Annotated in this window: 14 protein-coding genes and 10 pseudogenes; 13 read left to right on the top strand and 11 right to left on the bottom strand. The window is 70.1% G+C overall.

The window, feature by feature from the left end; translation table 11 throughout:
* Positions 1-9,108: type I polyketide synthase (locus JK363_RS39320; RefSeq protein ID WP_201883069.1), on the top strand; the 9,108-nt coding region annotated here is incomplete at its 5' end.
* Between the two features lie 140 nt (positions 9,109-9,248).
* Entirely contained in the window at positions 9,249-10,097 is an 849-nt protein-coding gene (locus JK363_RS39315; protein ID WP_201883067.1) for a methyltransferase domain-containing protein, read from the top strand.
* A gap of 141 nt (positions 10,098-10,238) precedes the next feature.
* Here JK363_RS39315 and JK363_RS39310 read toward each other — a convergent pair.
* Positions 10,239-10,898: pseudogene (locus JK363_RS39310) on the bottom strand (integrase core domain-containing protein); the annotation flags it as partial.
* A 117-nt stretch (positions 10,899-11,015) separates the two neighbouring features.
* On the opposite strand from JK363_RS39310, the gene JK363_RS39305 reads away from it, so the two are divergent.
* Entirely contained in the window at positions 11,016-11,528 is a 513-nt protein-coding gene (locus JK363_RS39305) for a P-loop nucleotide/nucleoside kinase family protein (protein WP_201883065.1), read from the top strand.
* 51 nt (positions 11,529-11,579) lie between these two features.
* On the opposite strand, the pseudogene JK363_RS43465 reads toward JK363_RS39305, so the two are convergent.
* From JK363_RS43465 to JK363_RS39300, 3 genes and pseudogenes are all read right to left on the bottom strand, one after another.
* A pseudogene (locus tag JK363_RS43465) lies at positions 11,580-11,741 on the bottom strand (IS256 family transposase); the annotation flags it as partial.
* A gap of 202 nt (positions 11,742-11,943) precedes the next feature.
* Positions 11,944-12,167: pseudogene (locus JK363_RS43460) on the bottom strand (IS5/IS1182 family transposase); the annotation flags it as partial.
* Between the two features lie 6 nt (positions 12,168-12,173).
* Positions 12,174-13,157: a LysR family transcriptional regulator gene (locus JK363_RS39300; protein ID WP_201883063.1), complete on the bottom strand. Its 984-nt coding sequence runs from the start codon at positions 13,155-13,157 to the stop codon at positions 12,174-12,176.
* A gap of 105 nt (positions 13,158-13,262) precedes the next feature.
* On the opposite strand from JK363_RS39300, the gene JK363_RS39295 reads away from it, so the two are divergent.
* The 4 genes from JK363_RS39295 to JK363_RS44930 all read left to right on the top strand — a co-directional run bounded on the left by JK363_RS39295 (position 13,263) and on the right by JK363_RS44930 (position 15,578).
* On the top strand, positions 13,263-14,156 hold the full coding sequence (locus tag JK363_RS39295) for an NAD(P)H-binding protein (protein ID WP_201883061.1): 894 nt from the start codon (positions 13,263-13,265) through the stop codon (positions 14,154-14,156).
* A 72-nt stretch (positions 14,157-14,228) separates the two neighbouring features.
* Positions 14,229-14,594, top strand: coding sequence for a darcynin family protein (locus tag JK363_RS39290; RefSeq protein ID WP_201883059.1), 366 nt, complete (start codon positions 14,229-14,231; stop codon positions 14,592-14,594).
* 138 nt (positions 14,595-14,732) lie between these two features.
* Positions 14,733-15,008: a transposase gene (locus tag JK363_RS44935; protein ID WP_215911698.1), complete on the top strand. Its 276-nt coding sequence runs from the start codon at positions 14,733-14,735 to the stop codon at positions 15,006-15,008.
* Complete coding sequence (locus JK363_RS44930) at positions 15,009-15,578, top strand: IS5 family transposase (protein ID WP_372444943.1); 570 nt, start codon at positions 15,009-15,011, stop codon at positions 15,576-15,578.
* Here the strand turns inward: JK363_RS44930 and JK363_RS43450 are convergent.
* Together JK363_RS43450 and JK363_RS43445 are read right to left on the bottom strand one after the other, a co-directional pair.
* On the bottom strand, positions 15,575-16,084 hold the full coding sequence (locus JK363_RS43450) for an SRPBCC family protein (protein ID WP_268981165.1): 510 nt from the start codon (positions 16,082-16,084) through the stop codon (positions 15,575-15,577). The two genes, JK363_RS44930 and JK363_RS43450, sit on opposite strands and share 4 nt — an antisense overlap.
* Positions 16,061-16,297, bottom strand: a pseudogene (locus tag JK363_RS43445) (YbhB/YbcL family Raf kinase inhibitor-like protein); the annotation flags it as partial. The pseudogene JK363_RS43445 and the gene JK363_RS43450, both read right to left, overlap by 24 nt.
* 342 nt (positions 16,298-16,639) lie before the next feature.
* Between JK363_RS43445 and JK363_RS39265 the strand changes: the two are divergent.
* Together JK363_RS39265 and JK363_RS39260 are read left to right on the top strand one after the other, a co-directional pair.
* Positions 16,640-16,990 (top strand): hypothetical protein, encoded by a 351-nt coding sequence (locus tag JK363_RS39265; RefSeq protein WP_201883055.1) that lies wholly within the window; start codon positions 16,640-16,642, stop codon positions 16,988-16,990.
* Positions 16,991-17,042: 52 nt separating this feature from the next.
* Positions 17,043-18,051 (top strand): annotated as a pseudogene (locus JK363_RS39260) (transposase); the annotation flags it as partial.
* Positions 18,052-18,131: 80 nt separating this feature from the next.
* Here JK363_RS39260 and JK363_RS45130 read toward each other — a convergent pair.
* Positions 18,132-18,200: pseudogene (locus tag JK363_RS45130) on the bottom strand (hypothetical protein); the annotation flags it as partial.
* A gap of 348 nt (positions 18,201-18,548) precedes the next feature.
* Positions 18,549-18,665: pseudogene (locus tag JK363_RS39245) on the bottom strand (GNAT family N-acetyltransferase); the annotation flags it as partial.
* A gap of 1 nt (position 18,666) precedes the next feature.
* Between JK363_RS39245 and JK363_RS43440 the strand changes: the two are divergent.
* Positions 18,667-18,810 (top strand): annotated as a pseudogene (locus tag JK363_RS43440) (IS630 family transposase); the annotation flags it as partial.
* A gap of 61 nt (positions 18,811-18,871) precedes the next feature.
* On the opposite strand, the pseudogene JK363_RS39240 reads toward JK363_RS43440, so the two are convergent.
* Positions 18,872-19,524, bottom strand: a pseudogene (locus JK363_RS39240) (class I SAM-dependent methyltransferase).
* A 212-nt stretch (positions 19,525-19,736) separates the two neighbouring features.
* Here JK363_RS39240 and JK363_RS39235 point away from each other — a divergent pair.
* The gene (locus JK363_RS39235) at positions 19,737-20,393 is read left to right on the top strand and encodes a class I SAM-dependent methyltransferase (protein ID WP_201883074.1); all 657 of its coding nucleotides are present in this window, start codon (positions 19,737-19,739) and stop codon (positions 20,391-20,393) included.
* A gap of 290 nt (positions 20,394-20,683) precedes the next feature.
* Here the strand turns inward: JK363_RS39235 and JK363_RS39230 are convergent, their stop codons facing one another.
* The gene (locus JK363_RS39230; protein ID WP_307822061.1) at positions 20,684-21,244 is read right to left on the bottom strand and encodes a MarR family winged helix-turn-helix transcriptional regulator; all 561 of its coding nucleotides are present in this window, start codon (positions 21,242-21,244) and stop codon (positions 20,684-20,686) included.
* 124 nt (positions 21,245-21,368) lie between these two features.
* On the opposite strand from JK363_RS39230, the gene JK363_RS39225 reads away from it, so the two are divergent.
* Both JK363_RS39225 and JK363_RS44920 read left to right on the top strand, forming a co-directional pair.
* The gene (locus JK363_RS39225) at positions 21,369-22,535 is read left to right on the top strand and encodes a cytochrome P450 family protein (protein ID WP_201883053.1); all 1,167 of its coding nucleotides are present in this window, start codon (positions 21,369-21,371) and stop codon (positions 22,533-22,535) included.
* Between the two features lie 358 nt (positions 22,536-22,893).
* Positions 22,894-23,444: pseudogene (locus tag JK363_RS44920) on the top strand (site-specific integrase).
* 405 nt (positions 23,445-23,849) lie between these two features.
* Here JK363_RS44920 and JK363_RS43425 read toward each other — a convergent pair.
* Entirely contained in the window at positions 23,850-24,179 is a 330-nt protein-coding gene (locus JK363_RS43425) for a hypothetical protein (protein ID WP_236076496.1), read from the bottom strand.
* Positions 24,180-24,259: the final 80 nt, after the last annotated feature.

The following is a 24,259-nucleotide window of genomic DNA, read 5'->3' as shown; positions in this document are numbered from 1 at the left end:
TTGTTGGAGGCGCTGGCCGGGATCTACGTCCAGGGCCGGAGTGTGGACTGGGCCGCCTATCTCGCCCCTTCCCGTCCCCGGCGGGTGGAACTGCCCACCTACGCCTTCCAGCGCGACCGCTACTGGCTGGAGGCGGCGCCGACGTCCGGTGATGTCGCCTCGGTGGGTCTGGGTGCGGCCGATCACCCGTTGCTCGGTGCGGCCGTGACGCTGCCCGACTCCGACGGCTGCCTGTTCACCGGCCGGCTGTCCCTGGCGTCGCACGGCTGGCTGGCCGACCACCAGGTCATGGGGGCGGTGCTGTTGCCGGGGACCGCGTTCGTGGAACTAGCGCTGCACGCCGGCGGCCGGGTCGGGTGCGGTCGGCTCGAGGAGCTGACGCTCGAGGCGCCGCTCGTGCTGCCGGAGCAGGGCGGTGTACAGGTACGCGTGGCGGTCGCCGACGCCGACGACTCGGGCTCCAGGGCGCTGACCGTGCACTCGCGCCCGGACGACGAGCGCGAGCCGTGGATCCGGCACGCGACGGGCCGGGTCGCGCCGGAGGAGGCGCGCCCGGACTCCGGGGAGTTGGTGTGGCCGCCGCACGGCGCCGAGGCCGTGGCCCTGGACGGGTACTACGAGCGGGCCGCCGGCACGGGTCTGCGGTACGGACCGGTCTTCCAGGGCCTGCGGGCCGTATGGCGGCGCGGTGACGAGGTGTTCGCCGAGGTCCTGCTGCCGGAGGAGACGGAAGCTCAGTCGCGCCGTTACGGTGTGCACCCGGCTCTGCTGGACGCGGCCCTGCACGCGGTGGGGGCCGCGGCGGACCCGTGGGCTCTGCCGGCTCTGCCGGATCCGTCGGTCGGCATTCGGCTGCCCTTCTCCTGGAGCGGCGTGTCGGTGTACGCGACGGGCGCCTCGGCGCTCCGCGTGCGCCTGAGTCTCGGCGGAGCCGACGGTTCGACGCTGTCGATGGAACTGACGGACCAGGCCGGCGGGCTCGTGGCCACCGTGCGGTCGCTCGTGACGCGGCCCGTCTCCGCCGAGCAGATCAGCGCGGCGGGCGGTGTGCTCCACCAGTCGCTGTTCCGCCTGGGGTGGCGCCGTGTACCCGGTGCCGAGGCACAGGCCCGGCATGCCGGATCCGTGCCGGTCCTGCTGGGCGGCGCCGGGTCGGCGTCCCGGGACGCGTGGGCGGAGGGAGTGCTCGACCGGACGTCGTACCACCAGGACCTCGATGTGTTGCGCGCCGCGGTCGACGCCGGTGCCGCCGTGCCGCCGCTGGTCGCCTGCGTGCTGCCGTCCGTGCCGGGCGTGGACGCCGAGGCGGTGCGACACGCCGTACACCGGGGCCTGGCTATGGTCCAGGGCTGGCTGGCGGAGGAGCGGCTCGCCGACTCGCGCCTGATGATCGTCACGCGCGGTGCGGTGGCGGCCGAGGACGGCGACGACGTCACCGACCTCGTGGCAGCCGCCGTATGGGGGCTGGTGCGGAGCGCGCAGAGCGAGCACCCCGGCCGTTTCGTCCTGGTCGACCTGGAAGCCGACGAGGAGCGCCCCGAACCCGCCGAGCCATGTGCGCTGACCGTCGACGACCTCCCGTTCCTGTCCGCCGCCGCGGCCGGCGGCGAACCCCAGGTGGCGGTCCGGGGTGGAACCCTGCTGGCCGCGCGCCTGGACCGGGTTCGCGCCACCGAGGCGGCTCCGGAGCACTCGGCGACCTGGGAGGCGCGGGGCACGGTTCTGGTGACCGGCGCCGGCGGCACCCTGGGCAAGCTGGTCGCACGCCATCTCGTGACGGCGTTCGGCCTCCGGAACCTGCTGCTGGTGAGCCGGCGGGGCGCGGACGTCGACGGCGCCCGCGAGCTGGAGTCGGAGCTGTCGGCTGCCGGCGCCTCCGTGACCTGGGCGGCCTGTGACGTGGCCGACCGGGCGGCCCTGGCGGCCGTGCTGGAGTGCGTTCCGGCGGATCGTCCGCTGCGCGCGGTGGTGCACACCGCCGGAGTGCTCGATGACGGTGTCATCGCCTCGCTCACTCCGGAACGCGTCGACGCCGTCCTGCGTCCGAAGGTGGCCGCCGCGGTCAATCTCCACGAACTGACGCAGGGTCTGGACCTGTCGGCGTTCGTGTTGTTCTCCTCGGCCGCGGGCACGTTCGGCACCGCCGGCCAGGCCAACTACGCCGCCGCCAACGCGTTCCTGGACGCGCTCGTACGCCGCCGCCGCGCCGCCGGTCTGCCTGGGCTCTCCCTTGCCTGGGGCCTGTGGGATATGGCCGACGGCATGGCGGGCGGACTGGACCGGGCCGATCTGCGCCGCATCGAACAGTCCGGTGTACGGGGGCTGGCCCCCGAAGAGGGTCTGACCCTGTTCGACACCGCCTGCGCGGCGGACACCCCGGTGGTGGTCCCGCTGCGGCTGGACCCGGCACAGGCCTCCCCAGGCGGCGAAGTGGCCCACATACTGCGCGACGTGGTGCGGTCCACGCACCGCCGCTCCGCCGACACCACCCGTGCCACGGGATCCTCGCAGCTGCGCGCACAGCTCGCCGGAGCCACGGCCGCCGACGGTGAACGGCTGGTGCTGAACGCCGTACGCCGGAATGTGGCCGCGGTCCTGGGACATGCGGAGGCGGAGGCGGTGGAACCGAGCCGGGCCTTCAGCGACTTCGGCTTCGACTCGCTGACGGCCGTGGAACTGCGCAACCGGCTCACCACGGCCACCGGACTGCGCCTGCCCGCCACCCTGGTCTTCGACTACCCGACGCCCCTGGCCCTCGCCCAGTACCTCCACCGGGAGCTGACCGGCGGCCACGACGACACCGCACACCCCACGACGCCTGCCCTTCCCTCCGGTCCGTCCGGCGGGGACGGCGCGGACGACCCGGTGGTCATCATCTCCATGGGCTGCCGCTTCCCGGGCGGCGTCCGCACCCCCGAAGAGCTGTGGCGCCTGCTCGCCGCGGGCGAGGACGCCATCTCCGGCTTCCCCCAGGGCCGCGGCTGGGACATGGCGGGGCTGTACGACGCCGACGCAGACTCGGACGGCAAGAGCTACGTCCGTGAAGGCGGCTTCCTGCACGGCGCCGGCGACTTCGACCCGGCGTTCTTCGGCATCTCGCCGCGCGAGGCGCTGGCCATGGACCCGCAGCAGCGCCTGCTCCTGGAGGCCTCCTGGGAGACCTTCGAGCGGGCCGGCATCGACCCGGCGACCCTGCGGGGCAGCACGACCGGTGTCTTCGCGGGCCTCATGTACCACGACTACGGCTCCCAGCTGCAGAGCATCCCCGAAGGAGCCGAGGGCTACCTCGCGACGGGCGGGTCCGGGAGCATCGCGTCCGGCCGCATCGCCTACACCTTCGGCCTCGAAGGCCCCGCGGTGACCATCGACACCGCGTGCTCGTCCTCGCTGGTGGCCCTGCACCTCGCGGCGCAGTCGCTGCGCCAGGGCGAGTGCTCGCTGGCACTGGCCGGCGGTGTGACCGTGATGTCCACCCCCGCGACCTTCGTGGAGTTCAGCCGCCAGCGCGGCCTCGCCACGAACGGCCGCTGCAAGCCGTTCGCGGCTGCCGCCGACGGCACCGGCTGGGGTGAGGGCGTCGGCCTGCTGCTGCTGGAGCGGCTGTCGGATGCCGAGCGCAACGGTCACCAGGTGCTGGCGGTGGTGCGTGGCTCGGCCGTCAACCAGGACGGTGCGAGCAATGGTCTGACGGCGCCGAACGGTCCGTCGCAGCAGCGGGTGATCCGGGCCGCGCTGGCGAACGCCCAGGTCCCGGCGGCCGAGGTCGACGTGGTCGAGGCGCATGGTACGGGCACGACGTTGGGTGACCCGATCGAGGCGCAGGCGCTGCTGGCGACGTACGGCCGGGACCGGCCGGACAACCGACCCCTGTGGCTGGGCTCGATCAAGTCGAACATCGGGCACACGCAGGCGGCGGCCGGTGTCGCCGGCATCATCAAGATGGTGCTCGCGATGCGGAACGGGCTGCTGCCGCGGACGCTCCATGTCGACGAGCCCACCCCGCACGTCGACTGGTCGGCCGGGGCGGTCGAACTCCTCACCGAGCCCACGCCCTGGCCCGAAGCCGGCCGACCGCGCCGGGCAGGTGTCTCTTCCTTCGGACTCAGCGGCACCAACGCCCACATCATCCTCGAAGAGGCTCCGGTCCCGGCGCCTGAGGAGGGGCCGTCCACGCAGGGTGTGCCGCCGGTGGTGGTGCCGTGGGTGGTCTCGGGCAAGTCCGCGGCCGCGCTGCGGGCCCAGGCGGCAAAGCTGGCCGCCCATGCGCCTGAACTGTCGCCGGTGGATGTCGGGTTCTCGCTCGCCACGACTCGGTCGATGTTCGACCACCGAGCCGTGGCCCTGGGCGGTCCGGCCGATGGCCTGGAGGCGCTGGCCGAGGGCCGTGAGGCTGCGGGCGTGGTGCGGGGGAGTGCGGGCGGCTCGGATGGGCGTGTCGTGTTCGTGTTCCCCGGTCAGGGTTCGCAGTGGGTCGGCATGGCAGCGGAACTCCTCAGCTCCTCACCGGTGTTCGCGGAGCGGATTGGTGAGTGTGCGGCTGCGTTGGCGCCGTTCGTGGGCTGGTCGCTGACCGACATCCTGCGTGATGCCGACAACGAGGCCTGGCTGGAGCAGGTCGATGTCGTCCAGCCGGTGCTGTGGGCGGTGATGGTCTCGCTGGCCGAGGTCTGGCGGTCCTACGGTGTCGAGCCGGCCGCGGTGATCGGTCACTCGCAGGGTGAGATCGCTGCCGCATGCGTCGCCGGCGCGTTGTCGTTGCAGGACGCGGCGAAGGTGGTGGCGCTGCGGAGCAAGGCCATTCGGGCGCTGTCCGGGCGCGGCGGGATGGTGTCCGTCTCCCTCGGCGTCGAGGCCGTTCGGGAACGTCTGACCTCCTGGGACGGCCGTCTCGCGATCGCGGCGGTCAACGGCCCGGCTATGGTGGTCGTTTCCGGCGACGCGGACGCCCTGGACGAACTCCTCACCCGCTGTGAGGCCGATGGTGTGCGGGCTCGCCGTATCGCCGTGGACTACGCCTCGCACTGCGCCCATGTGGAGGAGATCGAGGAAGCGCTGCTCCGGGACTTGGCGGGCATCGCTCCCCGAGCCGGATCGGTGCCGTTCTACTCCACCGTCACTGCTGAGGTGCTGGACACCACCGCTCTGGACGCGGGCTACTGGTACGGCAACCTTCGTCGGACGGTCCGTTTCGCCGAGACCGTGCGTGCCCTGCTCGACGACGGCTTCCGTCTGTTCGTGGAGTCCAGTGCGCACCCGGTGTTGACGATGGGCATCGAGCAGACCGCCGAGACCCACATCAACACCCCTGTCACGGCGGTCGGGTCACTGCGCCGGAACGAGGGCGGATTGCTCCGCTTCCTGACCTCGGCCGCCGAGGCGTTCGTCGGTGGCGCGAGTGTCGACTGGGCCGGTGTCTTCGCAGGGACCGGCGCCACCCGCGTCGACCTTCCCACCTACGCCTTCCAACACCAGTGCTACTGGCTGGAGTCGGAGCCCGCCACCCCGTCCGATGTCACGTCGGCCGGGCTCTCCTCCGCCGATCACGCCTTGCTCGGCGCCGCTGTCACGCTGCCCGCGTCGGACGGGGCGCTGCTGACGGGCCGGCTGTCGCTGCGCACACACCCCTGGCTGGCCGAACATGCCGTGGCCGGGGTGACGTTGCTGCCGGGGACGGCGTTCGTGGAGCTGGCGCTGCGCGCCGGGGACACGGTCGGCTGCGACCGGGTGGAGGAACTCACCCTGGAGGCGCCGCTGGTGCTGCCGGAGGACGGTGCGGTGTCCGTGCAGGTCTCCGTCGGCGGGCCCGACGAGTCCGGGCGGCGCTCGCTGAGCGTGTACTCGCAGGCGGACGGCGGTCCCTGGACGCGGCACGCCGTCGGCGCTCTCGCGGACGGTGGCGGATCGGCGGCGTGGGCGGAGGCCGGTGAGGTGTGGCCGCCGGCGGACGCGGAGGCCGTGGACGTGGAGGGTCTGTACGAGAGGTTCGCGCGCAACGGGTTCGGCTACGGACCGGCGTTCCAGGGGCTGCGGGCCGTATGGCGCCGCGGTGACGAGGTGTTCGCGGAGGTCCGGCTGCCCGAGGAACAGTGGTCCGAGGCCCGGCACCTGGGCGTCCACCCGGCGCTGCTGGACGCGGCGCTGCACGCGATGGCGTTCGGGGGGTTCGTCCGGCTGCCCGGCTCCGTCGCCCCGGACGGGGACACCGGCCGGGTTCGGCTGCCCTTCGCCTGGAACGGTGTGTCGCTGCACGCCCAGGGCGCGTCCGCGCTGCGGATCCGGCTGGCGCCGGCGGGACCGGACGCGGTGGCGGTGACCGCCGTGGACGAGTCGGGCCGGTCGGTGCTCTCGGTGGACTCGCTGGTGACCCGGGCGATCTCCCGCGAGCAGCTCAGCCGGGCGCACGGGACGTTCCACGAGTCGCTGTTCCGGCTCGACTGGACCTCGGTGGCGGTGGCCGCCGGGTCCGGCGCGTCGGGCAGGTGGGCGGTCCTGGGCGACGACGGCACGTCGCTGCCGACGGCCCTGAAGTCGGCGGGTGTGGCGGGGGCCCAGGCCGAGCGGTACGCGGATCTGTCCGCGCTGACGGGATCCGTGGCGGCGGGCGGGAGCCTTCCGGACCTGGTGTTCGTCCCGTTCGCCTCGTCGTTCGACGCTGGTGTGCCGGGTGAGCTGTCCGCGGACCGGGTGCGCGCCGCGGCGCATCGGGCGCTGCGGCTGGCGCAGGCGTGGCAGAGCGAGGAGCGCTTCGCGGGCTCCCGCCTGGTGTTCGTGACCCATGGGGCGGTCGCCGTCCGGTCCGGGGAGCGGGTGCCGGACCCGGCCTGCGCTGCGGTGTGGGGTCTGGTGCGGGCGGCGCAGTCGGAGAATCCCGACCGGTTCGTGCTGCTGGACCTGGACGATCAGGAGGCCTCGTTCGTGGTGCTGCCGCAGCTCCTGGCCGGTGCGGAGCCGCAGCTGGCGGTGCGGGCCGGGCGGGCGTTCGCGCCGCGGCTGGCCCGGGTGCGCGCGGAGCGGGCCGCCGACGGGTCCGGGCCGGACGCCGCGGACGAGGGCACGTCCGCGTCTCCGGTGTGGACTCCGGAGGGGACGGTGCTGATCACCGGGGCGACCGGCGTGCTGGGGTCCCTGGTGGCCCGGCACCTGGTGGCCGAGCACGGCGTACGGCATCTGCTGCTGACCAGCCGCAGTGGCCGGGCTGCCACCGGTGCCGCCGAGCTGGCGGACGAGTTGACGGCCTTGGGCGCGTCGGTGCGGCTGGCCGCCTGTGATGCGGCCGACCGCTCCGCGCTGGCGGAGCTGCTGGCGACGGTGCCGGCCGAGCATCCGCTGACCGGTGTGGTGCACGTGGCCGGTGCCCTTGACGACGGTGTCCTCGGGTCGCTGACGCCGGAGCGCGTGGACACAGTGCTGCGGCCGAAGAGTGACGCGGCCGTCAACCTCCATGAGCTGACCCGGGAGTTGCCGCTCACGGCGTTCGTGCTCTTCTCGTCGGCGGCGGGGGTGTTCGGCGCCGCCGGGCAGGCCAACTACGCGGCGGCCAACGCGTTCCTGGACGCTCTGGCGCAGCACCGCAGGGCGGCGGGGCTGCCCGCGGCCTCCCTGGCCTGGGGGCTGTGGGTCGAACGCAGCGCCATGACAGGGCACATGGACGACAGCGACGTGCAGCGGCTGAACCGCTCCGGGGTGGCCGCGCTCACCTCCGCCGAGGGCCTCGCCCTCTTCGACCTGGCGGTGGCGCGAACGGCCGTCGCCGGGGACGCCGGTGCCGACGCGGACCCGTTGCTGGTGCCCATGCGGCTGGACCTCGCCGCTCTGCAGGCACAGGCGGCCTCGGTTGGCACGCCTGCCCTGCTGCGGGGACTGGTACGGGTGCCGGCGCGCCGGGCGGCCGACCCTGCCTCCGGCGGGGGCGCGGGCGAGCCGGGCCAGATGCCGCTCGGGCAGCGACTGGCCGGGCTGACGGCCACGGAGCAGCTGCGGACCCTGACCGAGCTGGTGCGGACGCACACCGCGACGGTGCTGGGCCACGACTCCGTGGACCCGGTCGAGGAGGGCCACGCCTTCCTGGAGCTGGGCATCACCTCGCTCACCGCGGTGGAGATCCGGAACCGGCTCAACCACGTCACCGGTCTGACGCTGCCGGCCACGCTGTTGTTCGACCACACCACCCCCGCCGCGCTCGCCGGCCATCTGCGCACCCAGGTGGTGCCGGGGGCCGTGCCGGAGCCGGAGGCGCCCGCCGCCGGGACCGGTGCCGCCCGGCAGCCGGCGACCCCCGCGGCCGGGGGCGGATCGACGATCGAGTCGCTCTACCGGCAGGCGTGCGCCGACGGCGAGTACGTCGCCGGCACCCAGCTGCTCATGGCGGCGGCCCGGCTGCGCCCGTCGTTCAGTACCGCCACCGAGCTGACGAGCCCGCCCAAGCTGGTCCGGCTCTCGAAGGGCAGCACGGCGCCGGGCCTGGTGTGCTTCCCGTCGCTGGTGGCGATCTCGGGGGCCCGTGAGTACGCGCGCTTCGCGGCGGGCTTCCGGGGTCGCCGTGACGTCACCGTGCTGCCCGAACCCGGCTTCGGCAAGGACGAGTTGCTGCCGGCCAGTGTCGACGCGGTGGTGGAGATGCAGGCGGAGGCGGTGCTGCGGACCGTCGGGCGGGATCCGTTCGTGGTCGTCGGCCGGTCGTCGGGCGGATGGATCGCCCAGGCGGTCGCGGGGCTGCTGGAGGAGCGCGGGAGCGCCCCGTCGGCGGTCGTGATGCTGGACACGTATCTGCCGCGCAGTGAGGCGCTGCCGTGGATCCAGACCAACCTCTCCGGGAAGATGTTCGATCGCGAAAAGATGTTCGGTGTGGTGGACGAGGGCAGGCTCACCGCGATGGGTGGCTACCTGCGCCTCTTCTCGGACTGGGGACCGGCGCCCATCGGCGCGCCGATCCTGGCGGTGAAGGCCGAGGAGACCTTCACGGGATCGGAGCAGACCACCGACGAGGAGGCGGCGTGGGGGCCCCGGGTCACCCGGATCGAAGTGCCCGGCGACCACTTCACCATGATGGAGGACCATGCCGGCGGCACCGCCGGAGCCGTCCTCGACTGGCTTGCGGAGAACGTGTGAGCTGAGGTCCGGCATCCCGCCGGGCCCTGGATCGCTCGTCGCGAGAGAAAGACGGAACCCGGAAGGGCGTGCACGCGTCCTTCGAGCCGCGCAGGTGTCCTTCCGGGTTCCGTGCATTGCATATATCAGAAGGAGAAAAAGTGACGTCTTCGAACCTGACCCCCGTCGGTGAGCAGGTCGGCCAGTTCTACGACCAGCTGATGGGGGCGTTCGACGCCTCGTTGTACGGCCCCAACATCCATGTGGGCTTCTGGGACAGCCAGGAGGACACCACGGGCCTGGAGGACGCCGCCGACCGGCTCACGGACATGATGATCGAGCGCCTGCAGGTCGGCCCCGGCGACCGGGTGCTGGACATCGGCTGTGGCCTCGGCGGGCCGGCGATCCGCCTCGCCCAGAAGACGGGTGCCGAGGTGGTGGGCATCAGTGTCAGCCGCAAGCAGGTGGAGAAGGCCAACGAGCTGGCCGAGACTGCAGGTGTGAGCGGCAAGGTGAGCTTCCAGCACGGCGACGCGATGAACCTGCCGTTCGACGACGCCTCGTTCAGCGCCGTGTGGATGCTGGAGTCCGTCATGCAGATGCCCGACCGGACGGCCGCGCTCACCGAGGCGGGCCGGGTGCTGCGGCCCGGGGGTCGGCTCGCGCTCACGGACAACTACGAGCGGGAGACCATCTCGGAGGAGCGGCGCCCGGTGATCGAGGGCATCCTCAAGCGGTACCTCACCCAGTCGCCGGCGTCCTTCGAGGCGTACCCCTCCATGCTTCGCGAGGCGGGTCTGCGCTGTGCGGAGATCATCGACGTCAGTGAGAACACCACGCGGCAGTCGGTCAAGCGGCTCGGTGAGGCGCTCGCCAAGAACATGGAGCAACTGGCCGCCAAGGTCGACCCGGAGGTCTTCGCCAAGCTGAAGCCCGCCGAGGGGGAGAACCTGGAGATGCCCGAGCTGGGCTACCTGATCGTGACGGCTCGCCGGCCCGCCGCCGCGTAACCGTTCCACGACGACGCGGTGCCGCCTGGCCGGTTTCTCCGGCCAGGCGGCAGGGTTCGCGGGTGGTGGTGGACCAGACCTGGACCGCCCCGCCGTTGTAGGTGCCAAGAACTACGTCCGTGCTGGTCATGCCGCATGATGTTATGCGTGGAGGATGCCGCCGAGGCGGTTGCGTCGATGGACGTCGAGGTGGCGGAGCTGATCGGGTTCGGTGATCCGCCCGGGCGTTGGGCGGAGGGGTGCGGCTCCTGCGAGAGCGCGGTGGGGCCTGTGCTCGTTGTAGAACGCCTCGTACTCGCGCAGTGCGTGGAGTAGATGGTGCTGGTTCCAGATCAGGGTGTGGTCGAGGAGCTCGTTTCGGCATGACCGCACCCAGCGTTCCATGATCGCGTTCATGCGTGGCATCCGGACACCGGTCTGAACGACCTGAATGCTCTCGGTCTGCAGGGTGATGTCGAAGGATGCCGGATACCGAGCGTCCCGGTCCCGAATCAGGAACCTTGCTCTGCAGCCTGCGTCTTGGAGGTCCATGGTCAAGTTTCGGGCAGTCTGGGTGACCCAGACTGCGGAGGGGCGTGCGGTCGCGCCGAGGATCCGCACGCGGCGGGTGCAGTGTTCGATCAACGCGAGGATGTAGAGGGTGGCCCCGGTCGGGGTTTTGGTCTCGAAGAAGTCGGCGGCGAGGATGGCCTGGGCCTGGGAGCGCAGGAAGGTCGCCCAGGTGGTGTGGTTGCGCTGGGGCGCGGGGTCGATGCCGTGCTCTTTGAGGATGTTCCACATGGTGCTGGCGGCGACCCTGATGAGTCATTGTCAATTCCTGTGGATGTCGTCGCGTGACTTGATGACTCGGGATGCGGATGCCTGTGCCGTTCTGGCGTTGATGGTCTGCGGATCGGTCGGGCGTGCGAGGGTGTCGTCATGTTGATTGCGATGGCGGGGCTGCCCGGTGCGGGGAAGAGTTCGGTCGCTGAGGCGTTGGGGCGCAAGCTGAGTGCTCCGGTCGTGTCCGTGGACCCGATCGAGGCGGCGATGTGGCGTGCGGGGGTGGCCCGTGACCAGCCCACGGGCCTGGCGGCGTATGTCGTGGCCGAGGCCGTGGCCGATGGTGTGCTCGGCATGGGCCAACCCGTGATCGTCGATGCGGTCAACGCCGTGGAGGCGGCGCGGGGACAGTGGCGGACGCTGGCGGATCGTCATGGTGTGCCGGTGGTGTTCATCGAGGTGGTGTGTTCGGATCCGGTGGTGCACCGCCGTCGGTTGGAGAACCGGTCCCGGGGGATCGAGGGCTTCGCTGAGCCGACGTGGGAGGTGGTGGAACGTCTGCGGGAGGAGTTCGCCTCGTGGGCCGATCACCGGTTGGTGCTGGATGCGATGACCGACCTGTCGTCGAACGTTGCGACGGCCCTTGGGTTCGTCTCCGCGACAGCCTGATCCTCAAGCGATGCAAGATCAGTAGTCAAGATCTCTGGATCGTGGGGTAGTTCAGGCTGCGTGGGCTTCGGGGCGTTCGACGAGGTGGCCGCGTTCGAAGCGGGCTCCGGCGCGGACGAGGGTGACGAGGTGAGGTGCGTTCACGGCCCGCCATCGGGCCTGGGCGGACTCGACGAGCTTAAAGACCATGGCCAGGGCGGCGGCCGCGCTGCCGCGCTGAATGCACCGACCGAATCCTCATCACCGGCGAACACCTCCGTGCCGTCGTTATCACGGACGCCGAGCACTACAACACCGGACGGGCCCACCGCAGCCTCGACCTACGAGCCCCAGACGACCACCCGAGCGTCACCACGCCACCCCAACGACTTCTCCATCCACAAGAAACACTCAGCTCAGCGGCCAGTCCTGGCGATCATGAGCGGAGCCAGATGACGAGTGCGGCTGCGGTGACCGTACCGAGGTAGACGTAGCCGCGCTTGTCGAACCTGGTCGCGACCGCTCGGAAGGCTTCAGCTTGTTGATCGCCCGTTCGACGGTGTTGCGCTTCTTGTAACGCTCCTTGTCGAATCCGGGAGGCCGGCCGCCGGCCTTCCCCCGCCGGGCCCGGTTGGCGGCCTGGTCGGCCTTCTCAGCGATGTCGTACTACTTGGGGTCGATGGCGTCCGCCGCGGTGATCTCAGAAGCTGCTGTCGGTGTGCAGAGAGTCCGGCGGACGGTGTCGCGGAGCCAGCGGTGGGCGCCGTCGGCCGTGTGTCGGGGGTGCCAGGCCATGCCGATGGTCAGTGGTGGCAGCGCCAGGGGGATGTCGAGGAGGTGCAGTCCGAGGGCGTTGGCGTCGTGGGTGAGGGGCGAGGGGGCCGCGCCGGGGGGTGCGGCGGGTACGAGGCAGACGAGGTCGCTGCGGGCAACGAGGGTCATCGCGGCCAGGTGGCTGGGGAGGACGACGCTGACCAGCCGGTGGAGGTTCAGCTCGGCGAGGGCAGTGTCGAGGGGGCCGGTGAACCGGCCGCGGCGGCTGACCGCGACGTGTTGGGCGGCAGCGAGCCGGGCTGGGGTCAGCGGCCCTTCGGTGAGTGGATGGCCGGGCCGGACGGCCGCGACCATTCGGAGGCTGACCAGTTCTTCGATCTGGGTCTCGGGATCCACGTGGTCGATGGATCCGATCTCCAGGTCGATCCGGCCATCGCGCAGCGCGGGTCCGGCCTCCAGTTCTTCGGCCCGGATCCGGAACGAGACCCCCGGCGCCTCCCGCCGGGCCAGTTGCAGCAGCCCGGGGGCCAGTGCCGCGCCGACCAGGTCGGCGGCCTGGAGGGTGAAGGTGCTGCGGAGGCTGGCGGGGTCGACGCTCGCGCCGGGGCTGAGCAGCGCTCCGAGGCTGCGTACCACTGTGGCGGCTTCCTCGCGCAGGGCCTGGGCGCGTGGGGTGGGAACCATGGTCTGTCCGGCCCGGACCAGGAGGGGGTCCTGGAGGATACGGCGCAGACGGGCGAGGGTGCGGCTCATGGCGGCGGGCGAGGTGTGCAGACGTGCGGCGGCACGGGTCACGCTCTGCTCGGCCAGCAGAGCGTCCAGCGCGATGGCGAGATTGGCGTCGATGACCGAATCCGGGCTGTTCACCAGCATCATTCCATTTCGAGCAATGATTCCGTGCTGAAGTTCCCATTGTGGCAGCACGGAGATCCTCAGCAGGATGAGGGGCGTACCCGAACCAGCACGACCTGCGAGGTTTTGATGATCGTCATCACTGCTCCCACCGGGAACATCGGCCGTCACCTGCTCTCCCGGCTCCTGGAGTCCGCTCCCGCCGCGGGTGAGGAACTGCGCGTGATCGTGCGCGATCCCACCCGGCTTCCGGACGCGGCGCGCGGCCGCGTCGAGGTGGTCACCGGATCGCACGCAGAAGCCGGTGTCCTCGACCGAGCCTTCGAGGGTGCGGACGCCGTCTTCTGGCTCGTCCCCCCGGACGCCTCCCTGACCCCGTACGACACGTACAGCGGTTTCACCCTCCCCGCCCTCAAGGCGCTCGCCGCCCACAGCGTCGACCATGTCGTCGGCGTCTCCGCGCTCGGCCGCGGCACCCCGCTCGCCGACCGGGCCGGCCTCGTCACCGCCTCCCTCGCCATGGACGACCTCATCGCCGGCGCCGGCGTCGCCTACCGGGCGCTGGCCTGCCCGTCCTTCTTCGAGAACCTCCTGGAGGAAGCCGACTCGATCCGCGAGAAGGGCGTCTTCACCGACTCCGTCGACGCCGACCGCAAGGCCCCCTTGGTCGCTGTCGCCGACATCGCGGCCACCGCCGCCGGCCTGCTGCTGAACCGCTCGTGGACCGGCACCGACAGCGTCCCGGTCCTCGGGCCGCAGGACCTGTCCCCCAACGACCTGGCCCGCATCATGACCGAACAGCTCGGCCGCCCCGTCCGCTACGAACGCCGGCCGCTCGACGAGCTGTCCACCACCCTCGTCGGCCACGGCCTCAACGAGGCATTCGTCCAGGGCATCGTCGACATGAAGCGGGCCAAGGACGAGGGCCTCGACGCCGGCATCGCCCGCACTGCGGACACCACCTCCCCCACCGGCTTCGAGCAGTGGTGCGCCCGGACCCTCAAGCCCGCCGTCCTCTCCTGAAGTCCGGCACCCGGCGCCGGAACACAAGGAGCTCCGCGAACCAAGCCCACCTGCCACCCTGGAGGCACCCTGATGCCCGCTGAAAGGACCGAACCGCCGGTCACGGCGTTCATGCTGGTCAAGACCACACCCGAGTGGCTCGCACTGACCGTCCAGGAACGCGTGGACGCCTTCACCACCCAGGTCCTGCCGGCCATCGAGGCCAAGACCACCGGAGTCCGGTCACGCTTCTACGACACGGAGTTCTACTCCGCGCGCGTCACCGACGTCTGGGTGTGGGAAGCCGAAGACCACCACGCCTACCAGCGCCTCATCGACGCACTGCGCGAAACCCCGTTCTGGGACCGCTACTTCGAGGTCATCGACCTTCTCGTCGGCACCGAGAACGGCTACGCGCGAACGTACGGTCTCGAACCCGTCGCCACCATCACCACCTGACACACCGCCCACTCGCGCAACTGGGCCGATGCCCTCCAGCCGGTTGCGGCCAGAGAGCATCGGCCCAGAAGCACCAGAGGTATCGGCTGCCCGGAGCGGAATGGTTCTGCCGAGTCTCGTTGAGTCCTTGATAGGACTGTGGGACATAGAGGCGATCTGACGGATGCCCAGTGGGAGCGGCTGGAGCCGCTTCTGCCGGTGAGCAACGGTCGTTGTGGCAGGTGGCGAGACCATCGCCAGGTGGTGAACGGGGTGCTGTACCGGGCCGGACGGGCGTGCAGTGGCGTGACCTGCCCGAGCGGTACGGGCCGTGGAAGACGGTGCACGAGCGGCATCGGCGCTGGTCGGCGGACGGCACGTGGGAACTGCTCCTCCAACTGCCCAGGCCCAGGCGGACGCGGCGGGCGACATTGACTGGGACGTCTCGGTCGACTCGACGTCGGTGCGTGCGCACCACCACGCCGCCGGCGCCCGGCAGGCTCCGCCGCCTGCTCTCAAAAGGGGCTCCGCCGAGGCGATCAAGGCCGGTCGGATCGGGGCGGAACTGGTCGACCGGCTGGCGGAAGTGGTGCGGGAGGTGAGGCGCTCGGCCGCTCGCGTGGCGGCTTCACCACCAAGATCCATCTGAGTGCTGACGGCCGCTGCCGGGTATTGTCGCTGGTCATCACGCCCGGACAACGCGCCGACTGCACCCAGTTCGAGCCAGTCATGGAGAGGATCCGTGTTCCCAGGCTGACCACCGGGCGGCGGCGCACGAAGCCGGACAGCGTCAGCTCGGACAAGGGCTACAGCAACCGTCGGACCCGAAGTTACCTGCGCAGGCGCGGAATTCGGCATGTCATCCCCGAGAAGGCTGCGGGCGGCCGCCGGCCCGGTTTCGACAAGGAGCGTTACAAGAAGCGCAACACCGTCGAACGGGCGATCAACAAGCTGAAGCCGCTGCGGTGGAGCGTGCTCCGGTCGGCTCCAACAGGTCGGCATTAGGCGGCGATTCGCCGGCGAACGGTGCGCTCCAGGATCCCGAGGGTGGCCTTGATGGCGGACTCGGGGACCACCGGGAAGGTGAGGCGTTGCTTCCACTCCTCGGTGATCTCCGACCAGTCGTAGTAGGACGTGACGCGGGTGCCGCCCTCGGTCGGTTCCAGCCGGTAGCCGTAGATGTGGCGGGCATGAGGCCGGACCCGGCCTTCGACGGTCCAGGCGATCTCCTCGTCCGGAGTGAGCTTGGTGATGACGACCTCGACGTCGTACTTGCCCAGGGGAACGTCCCCGAGGGCGTCCCGATCCATGTGGACCAGAAACCGGTCCCCGGGCTGTTTGACCGGTCGTCCTTCGGCGTCCATGAGCATTCCCGACGCGTCGATGTCCACGTGACCCTTCGGGTCGGTCAGGACCGCGAAGACGGCGCTGGCGGGGGCGGGGATGAGTCGGGAGACCTCGATCCGTTCGGTGTCTTCGCCCGCGCGCGGCGTTTCCGCGGTGGCGGTCAGAACCGCGCGACCCAGGGTGTGCGAGGACATGGCGAAACCGAGGAAGGCCGGGGTGGCGTCGGCCGGGACGCCGATGGACGCGACGTCGAGGGCGTGCACCACGACGAAGTAGCGGTGAGGGCCGTGCCCGGCTGGCGGGGCGGCGCCGATGAAGCGGCCCAGGCTCTGACCCAGCACCTCACCCTGACCGCAGCCGGACTGATCGGCCGTGCCTGCGACGAACCCACGCAGCGAGCCTGACCTCTCCGACCTGACCGGACGCCTGCACCTGATCAACGGTCATCGGCATGAGCGTGCATGTGCTGCGCTCGCTACTCGTCGAGCAGCCGCCCGCAGGCCGAGCACTGCCAATGCCCGGCACAGCTGATGGCGTTGACGGCGTGTCGCGTGCTCACCTACCCGTTCGCGGGGTCACGATCACCTGCTTGTGTCGACCCCTCACCTGCCGAAGTCGTTGCGGTGCTCAGCTTGTTCCTTAACCTCTCGACCTTTGTAGGGTGATCAGGATCTTCTCTGGCTGCCAGTTTTGCCTGGTCTCCGTCTAAGGTGTCGAGGATGCCGCTTGTCGAAGTGACCTATGCGCCCACGGTGCCCGAGCCCCAGCTACGCGAACTCGGCTCGGTGCTGCCGCACCTGGTGTCCCTGGCTGTGGAGTGCCCCGAGGAGCCGTACGACGGCGAGCTGCAACCCGGGGATGTCGAGATCCGCTTCCGGCCGCTGAGCCCGCTGGACCGTAGCGGCCTGACGGTGGTGATCGAGATCAAGTCGAAGTGGTCCACCAGCAGGGAAGCCAACCGCCAAGAGCGCGTGGATGCGCTGCACGCGGACATCCGCGCCGCAACGGGGCTCGTCGACTTCGGCGTCTACCTGTCGCTGCCGAGCGCGGCCTGGTCTCAGGGAGACTGATCACTCACACCCGACGGCATCGCTTCCCAGACCCCAGCGAAGGCGAGACGGCGACGCGTTGCTGTGTGCGGACGGGCCGGTGAGGACGCCGGTGGACCTGACGCTGGTGGCTGAGCGCCGGCGCGGGCGCGGCGCTCTGTACGACGCCCTGAACCGCGGGAGCGTGGACGTGCCCCGGCTGCGGCAGGTGCTGGCGGGCCTGCCCATGCCGCAGGCCGCCGACGGGCGCCTGGTCTCGCGGTCGACGTCAGCAACTGGCTCCGTCCCGACGCCCCGACCAGCGCGGAGCGTTTGTTCTGCCACGTCTACGGCCGCAGCGGACGGACCTCGGACCAGTTCATACCCGGCTGGCCGTACTCGTTCGTCGCCGCTCTCGAATCGGGCCGGACGTCCTGGTGCCAACTCCTGGACGCCGTGTCGAGATCACCGCCGTCCAGGTCCGCCGGGTGGTCACCGACTTGATCGAGATGGGCCGCTGGCACGTCGGCGACCGCGACATCCTGGTCGTCTTCGACGCCGGATACGACGCCCCGCACATGGCCCACCTCCTCGACGGCCTGCCGGTGGAGGTCCTCGGCCGGATGCGCTCGGACCGGGTGATGCGCAGGCCGGTCCCGGTGCCCTGGAGCTCCCCGCCGCAGGGCGGGCGCCGGCCGAAGCACGGCAAGGAGTTCCGCTTCGCCAAGCCGGAGACCTGGGGCGAGCCGGACGCGGCCACCGTCCAGGTCACCGACCGGTACGGCACCGCCCGCGCGATGGCTTGGGACCGAATCCACCCGAGGCTGACCACCCGCTCCGCCTGGATCGACCACACCGGTGAACTCCCCGTCATCGAGGGCACGCTGATCCGCCTCCAGGTCGACCGCCTGCCCGGCGGCGGAGATCCCCTGCCGGTCTGCCTGTGGTCGTCGGCCACCGCCCTGAACAGCGAGGACATCGACGTGCGCTGGCAGGCGTTCCTGAGGCGCTTCGACCTGAAGCACACCTTCCGGCTGATGAAGCAGACCCTCGGCTGGACCCGGCCGAAACTCCGCACCCCCGCACCCGGCGTCTCCTGGTCCGCCAGTGGCCCGGCGGTGGCGGCGAACAGCACCCGCAGCGACTCCGGCCCCAGCCGGTCACGGGCCCGGAACAGCGACGACTTCGCCGGGATCCGCCACGAACCGCCCAGCCCGGCACCCCGCAGCCCCTCGACCAGATGCCGCAACACCTCCAGATACGGCGCGGGCGAGAACAATCACGGCGCGGGCGAGAACAACGCCAGTCCAAGGACGAAGTTGACCACCAGACGAGCGGGCAGCAGCCGTCTGCGCTGCTCGGTACGGCCACACGCGGCAACCACCCCATCCACCAGACCCGGCGGATACACCCAGGTCAACAGCCCAAGACCCGATATCTCCGGCACGCTCTGGGCATGGGCACCACCCCTGAGACGGTCCCCCTCGCAGCGATCTCCACCCTCGCCAAACGGGCCACCGGCGAAACCACCTCAACCTGGCGAGATGCATAAACCCTAATTATCCGCGAACTACACGAACCAGACGTCCTCTAAGATCCATCAGCGGTCCTCGTCGAGCACCAGCATGATGTGCTCGTCCTCGCCGTACCAGACCGTCTCGGTGCGCCGGAAGCCGTGCTTCTCCAGGAGTCGCACCGAGCCGGTGTTCCCATGGAACCGCGCGCTGCATCACTGCTTGTACTGGCGCAACCAGAACGCACGCCATCCAGGCGTCCTGGCCGCGCCGCGCCGGGAACGCGCCCGTGTCCGCAGCGAGAAAGGCATCCGCTGGGGCGGCCGCCCTCTCAACCCAGCGGTCTGACCGCCTGCCCCATGATCGTGGGCGGTCCAGCCGAGCGGCCTCACCCCGGGAACGCGCCCCGTCAGGGCGTTTCGGGTTTGCGGGCCAGGAGGCAGGCGTGCGGTCTGTTCACGCGTCCGCCGGGCTCCTGTTCCAGTCTCGCGGTGACGACGAGTCCGGCCTGGTCCAGCAGGTCGACCATACGGTCCAGGGGCAGGAGGTACGACTCGTAGGACACCGGACGGCCATAGCCGTGGGTCGGCTGCAGCCGCTCATTGCCGACGTAGTCTCCCCAGAGCAGGTAGCCGCCGGGCGCGAGCGTGCGGTGGAACTCGGCGAACACATCCGGCAGCCACTGCGGGGCGTGTGATGGGTGGAGTACCAGGCCAGGATGCCGCCGAGCTCGTCGTCCCTCATCTCCAGCGCGGTCATCGAGCCCTCAGTGAACCGCAGGTTCGGATAGGCGTGCCGGGCCAGCCCGACCATCTTCGGCGACAGATCGACGCCGAAGGCGGACACCCCCAGCCCGGCCAGGTGCGCCGTCACGCGTCCGGGGCCGCACCCCAGGTCCGCGACCGGCCCCAGACCGGCCGTCCGCACCAGTTCGGCAAACCCCGCCAGCATCGCGCGTGACAGCGGGTCCATCTCGGCTGGAGGCGGGACGCGTTCGACGTAATCGGCGGCGACCGTGTCGTACGACTCGCGGACGGCGGTCAGAAAGGAGGGCTCAGCCATGCGGGCGACCCTAGACCAGGCAACTGACAGACCATGGCACGCCCTTCAACTGACCTGCGCGACATCCACCGCTGCCGACACCCAGCCGTCACACTACCCCGGTGATCGTTTGCGGTCACGGCACCAGCGAGGACGTCACCGTCGACGGACGTGGCCGCATTTTGTTAGAAGCTCTGGTGTCGCAGGAACAAGGGATTTGGTGGACTGACGACATGACGCCCCTCTCGAAGCGAGCCCTCCGAGCGCTCGACCAGTTCAATGCCGCCTACCCTTGGGACCATAACGCCCACTACCACCAGTGGCTCATGCGGCAACTTCCCCAACGCTTCGACACTGCGCTGGATGTCGGCTCCGGCAGCGGCGAACTGGTCCGGCTCTTGGCCACACGCGCCAACGAGGTCCAGGGAATCGACTCCGACCCGGTGATCACAGCCCAGGCACAGAGGCTGACTTCTCTGTCGACCCCAGGGACCTTCACGGTCGCAGATGCCCTGACCGGGATCCCTGCCAGTTCCTACGACGTCATCACCTGCGTCGCCACCATCCACCATCTGCCCTTCATCGAAGCTCTCACTGTCTTCCGTAAGCACTTGGCCCCCGGAGGAACCCTGGTGGTTGTCGGCCTATCCCGGGCGCAGACTGCCGGAGACTATCTGCTCGGCGCGGCCGCCAGCCCGCTGAATGCAGCCACAGGCTGGCTCAAGAACAAAGGCCGCAGAGCACCCCGGCCGGTCTCGATGACCGCCCTGACCCGACCAGCGGACATGAGCTTTTCCGACATCGTCAGTAAGTCCCATGACGTGCTGCCCGGCGCACGACTGCGTCGTCGCCTGTTCTGGCGCTACACGCTCGTATGGCATCGCCATTGAGCGAACACCAAGATCGCCCTGTCGAACAGATCGAGCCGGGTGTCTCACTCAATTCAGTCTGCACAGCTCAACAGGCTTGTCGTCGACCAACTTCATTGAGAAGAGACAACGGTGTCCTTTGCCATCTTTTCGAGGCGTTTGACAACGAACCCAGTCGTCCTGTGCTCTTGAGCTGGCCAGCCCAGTCGTGCCAGGAGATCGGGCCAAGGTGCCCGAGAACGGTCACACTTGCCGCGCTCAGCCGACCGAGAAAGACGACACCCTGTACTCGATGACGGACGGTCACCCGCTCACTTGCCCCCGGTTGACGGTGTGAGCTCAGCCTCCAGAGCGGAACGCAGTTGGGTCACGACGGTCTCGAACTGCTCGACGAGGTCGTCCGGATACTGGGACAAGACAGCGTCCTGACGTTCGTTGATGGAGCCGAAAAACTCGTCAGCGCGTTCCTTGACCTGTGGGCTGCTGCGCAGGGTGACGATTCGCCGGTCGTCGTGTTCGCGGCTGCGCGTGATGTATCCGGCCTGTTCGAGGCGGTTGAGCAGCGTCGTCATGGCTCCCGAGGACAGCGAAATGCGCTTGCTGAGCAGGGCCGGAGACAGCGGAACACCCCGTTCCTCGGCAGAGGCGATCTCCAGCAGGGCGAAGGCGTCAGTGGAATGCACGCCCAGCTGGACGGCGAAGCGGCGGCCCAGTTCGGTGAAGGCCGCACCGTAGGCCAGGAGCCCTTCCATCAGTCGCCCGCGCTGCGTTGTACCGCCGCCATGGGCCGCTTCCTCCATGAGACCTCCGGTCTTCTGCGGGCCATCGTGACGTACGTCGGCGCGTTTTGACACTTCGTCGACAGCCAGCATAGCTTCCCCATAGGATTACTTCACGGTGAAGATACTCTACAGTGAAGCCAATTCAGTGCGGAGGCGCGCGGGGGAGGAGCCAGCCGCTGCTTCCGCATCCGCGCCCCTCCCTCATGGAGTTGTGATGCCGAACGCCGCCTGCCCCGAAGAGATCGATCCGTTCGCCGCCACCGCCCACGGCTTATCCGAGCCTGACCTCATGCACGCGGCCCTGCGTGCCGCTGGCCCCCTCGTCCCCATGAACTTCCCGGCCGGAGGGCAGGTCTGGATCGTCACCGACGCGCATCTGGCGCGCGAGGTACTCGCCGACCCCCGGATCGCCAAGGACCCCGCGCTGGCGCCGCCCGGCTGGGACCGTCAGAGGGCCGGCCTCGAACCCACCGCCGCCGAGCAGCCCTGCCTTACCACCCTCGACGGCCCCGAGCACGCCACCCTCAGGCGTGCCCATGCCCCGCTCCTCAACGCCAAACGGATCCGCGAGCAGTCGGATCGCATCCACGCGATCGCCCGGCACCTACTGGCCGAACGTGCCACCGACCGCGCACCGGTCGACCTGATGGCCGGGTTCACCACCAGCTACCCGCTCACCGTCCTCCTCGACCTGCTCGGCATCCCCCTCGACCACCTCGACAGAGCCGTCGGCGCCTGCACACGGATGCTCAGCAACAAGCCCGGCGATCAGGGCCGAGCAATCGCCGCCCTCACAGAGCTGGCCGCTGCCGGACTCCACGACGACAGCCAAGGACTCGCCGCCGAGCTACGTGACCGCGTCCCAGCAGACACCACCAACGACCAACTGCGGTACCACCTCTTTACGTTGATCTTCGCCGGGCAACTCACCACCGACGCCGCCCTCGGCACCCTGATCGCCCACACGCTCGCAGGCGGCCCGCACCGCACCCCGGCGGACGCCGACAACATCGACGAACTGGTCCGCGACACACTCAGAACGCACCCACCCGCCCCCTTCACCCTCTGGCGGTTCACCACCACCGAAATCGAACTCGCCGGGATACGGCTTCCCGCCCGAACACCCATCCTCGTCGACATCCAGGGCATCAACGCCAACCCCACACGCACACTTGCACCGGACCTGACCTTCGGTGCCGGCCCCCACTACTGCATCGGCGCCCACCTCGCGCACCTCGAACTGCGCGCAGTGGTCACGGTGCTGCGCACCGACTTCCCTCACGCCCGCCTCACTGTCCCCTTCACCGAGCTTCAGCAGACCAGCATCGGTGGCTTGCAAGGCAGCCGGCTGACCACCCTCCCCGTTGCACTGCACGGCTGACAGCCAAGCCGCTTCGCTTGGATGACATTCCCATATAGCCGTCTACGTAAGGGAGTTGACATCGCGGCCGCACCGCCGGGGTGCGAACGTGGCCTCGATCGACTCAGGGGCGGGGCTGGCGAACGCGACGATCCAGCAGCGGCTCGCGCCGGTCCGCCTGTTCTACGACTTCCTCAGGGAAGAGGGGCTGCGGGAATCCAACCCGGTCGGCCGGGGGCGCTACACCACCGGCCGACGGAACAGCGGTCAGCAGCGCGGCCTGGTGCCCCGACGGACGAAGCTGCCGTGGATTCCCGGAGAACAGCAGTGGCTACGCGTCCTGGAGGTCGCCAAGCGGGAACCGGTACGCAACCGCGTGATGCTCGCCCTGGCTTACGATGCCGCCCTGCGCCGCGAAGCACTGTGCTCACTGCGGACCGACGACGTCGATCCGGCCCACCACATGCTGCGGATACGAGCGGAAACGACGAAGAACCGGCTGGAGCGGGTGGTGCCCTACTCGGCATCGACCGGGGTACTGCTGTCGGACTACCTCGCTCACCGCGCCCGGATCAGCCGGGCCCGAGGGCCGCTGTTCTTATCGGCGTCGCGGCGCAATCACGCCCCGCCGCTGAGCCTGTGGACCTGGTCGAAGGTAGTCCGCAAGCTCGCGCCGGCCTCAGGTGTCGAGCGGTTTCCACGCACACCACTCGGCACCTGTGTCTGACCGATCTGGCCCGCACGGGCTGGGAGTTGCACGCGATCGCGTCCTTTGCCGGACATCGTCACACCGACTCCACCCTTCAGTACATCCACCTCTCCGGCCGGGACCTGGCCGACAAGCTGGCCCGCGGCATGGACCACATTCATGCCTGGCGAATGCAAATGCTCACCGCTCCGGCCGGCGCGACGGCGGAGGTGTCGCGGTGAGGGAACCGTCGCTGGCCATCGTCACCGAGGACGCCGAAGGTCGCTGGTCCTGGCCGTGACCCCCTTCTGTTGACACACAGCGCGGAGACTGGCCGAACCTACTGGGGCTGGACCACGCAGGAGTGGGCCCATCTACTCGGCCGCACCCAGGCTGAGCTCCGGCAGCACGCCCCCGCCTGGGCCGGGGACGACGTCCGCCCATACCTCGCGGCGCACGCCTACCTGCTCGGTTCCTTCAACGAGTTCCGCCAACTCGGCAGCTTCCAACGCCTCACACTGTCCTGGCGGATCTTCGGACGCGACCGTGTCACAAGTGAGATCGCCCGAGTCCGCACGATCCTCCACGCCTGGGGTTATTCCGCAGCCGCCTATCACGTCACCAACTCCCCCTCCAGCTCAGCCCGTTCACGGAGCAGACCGGGATGGTCGGACTTCTCGAGCCAGCAGGACATCCAGGTGCCGCAGCAACATCCCGGTGCCCCGCAGCGGAACCAGGAGGGCCAGGTCCTGGTCCGCGCAGTCCTTCGGGTTCTCCCTGGCGATCCGAATCATCAGGCGCATGATCGCGATCTGCTCCTCCACCGCCGGACGGAACACGGACGACCGCGCCGGAATCCGTTCCAGGACTTCCGTCAGGACCCGTACCGCCTCACTCCTGTACGCCGCGCCGTCCTCCGCCGACACGGTGATGGGAGCCGTCCGCCACATCGGCACTTCCGGCGCGATGCCCAGCACCCGTGCCGTGCTACGTAGTGCATGCTGCTGCCGCCCGCAGGCACCCACACGCCGGCCGCAGGAATAGGCCGGTCCGCGAC

Source organism: Streptomyces coffeae (assembly GCF_016741875.1).
GTDB classification, from domain to species: Bacteria; Actinomycetota; Actinomycetes; order Streptomycetales; family Streptomycetaceae; genus Streptomyces; species Streptomyces coffeae.
The sequence above is the reverse complement of the archived record's forward strand: the minus strand, read 5'-3'. Positions and strand labels throughout refer to the sequence as shown.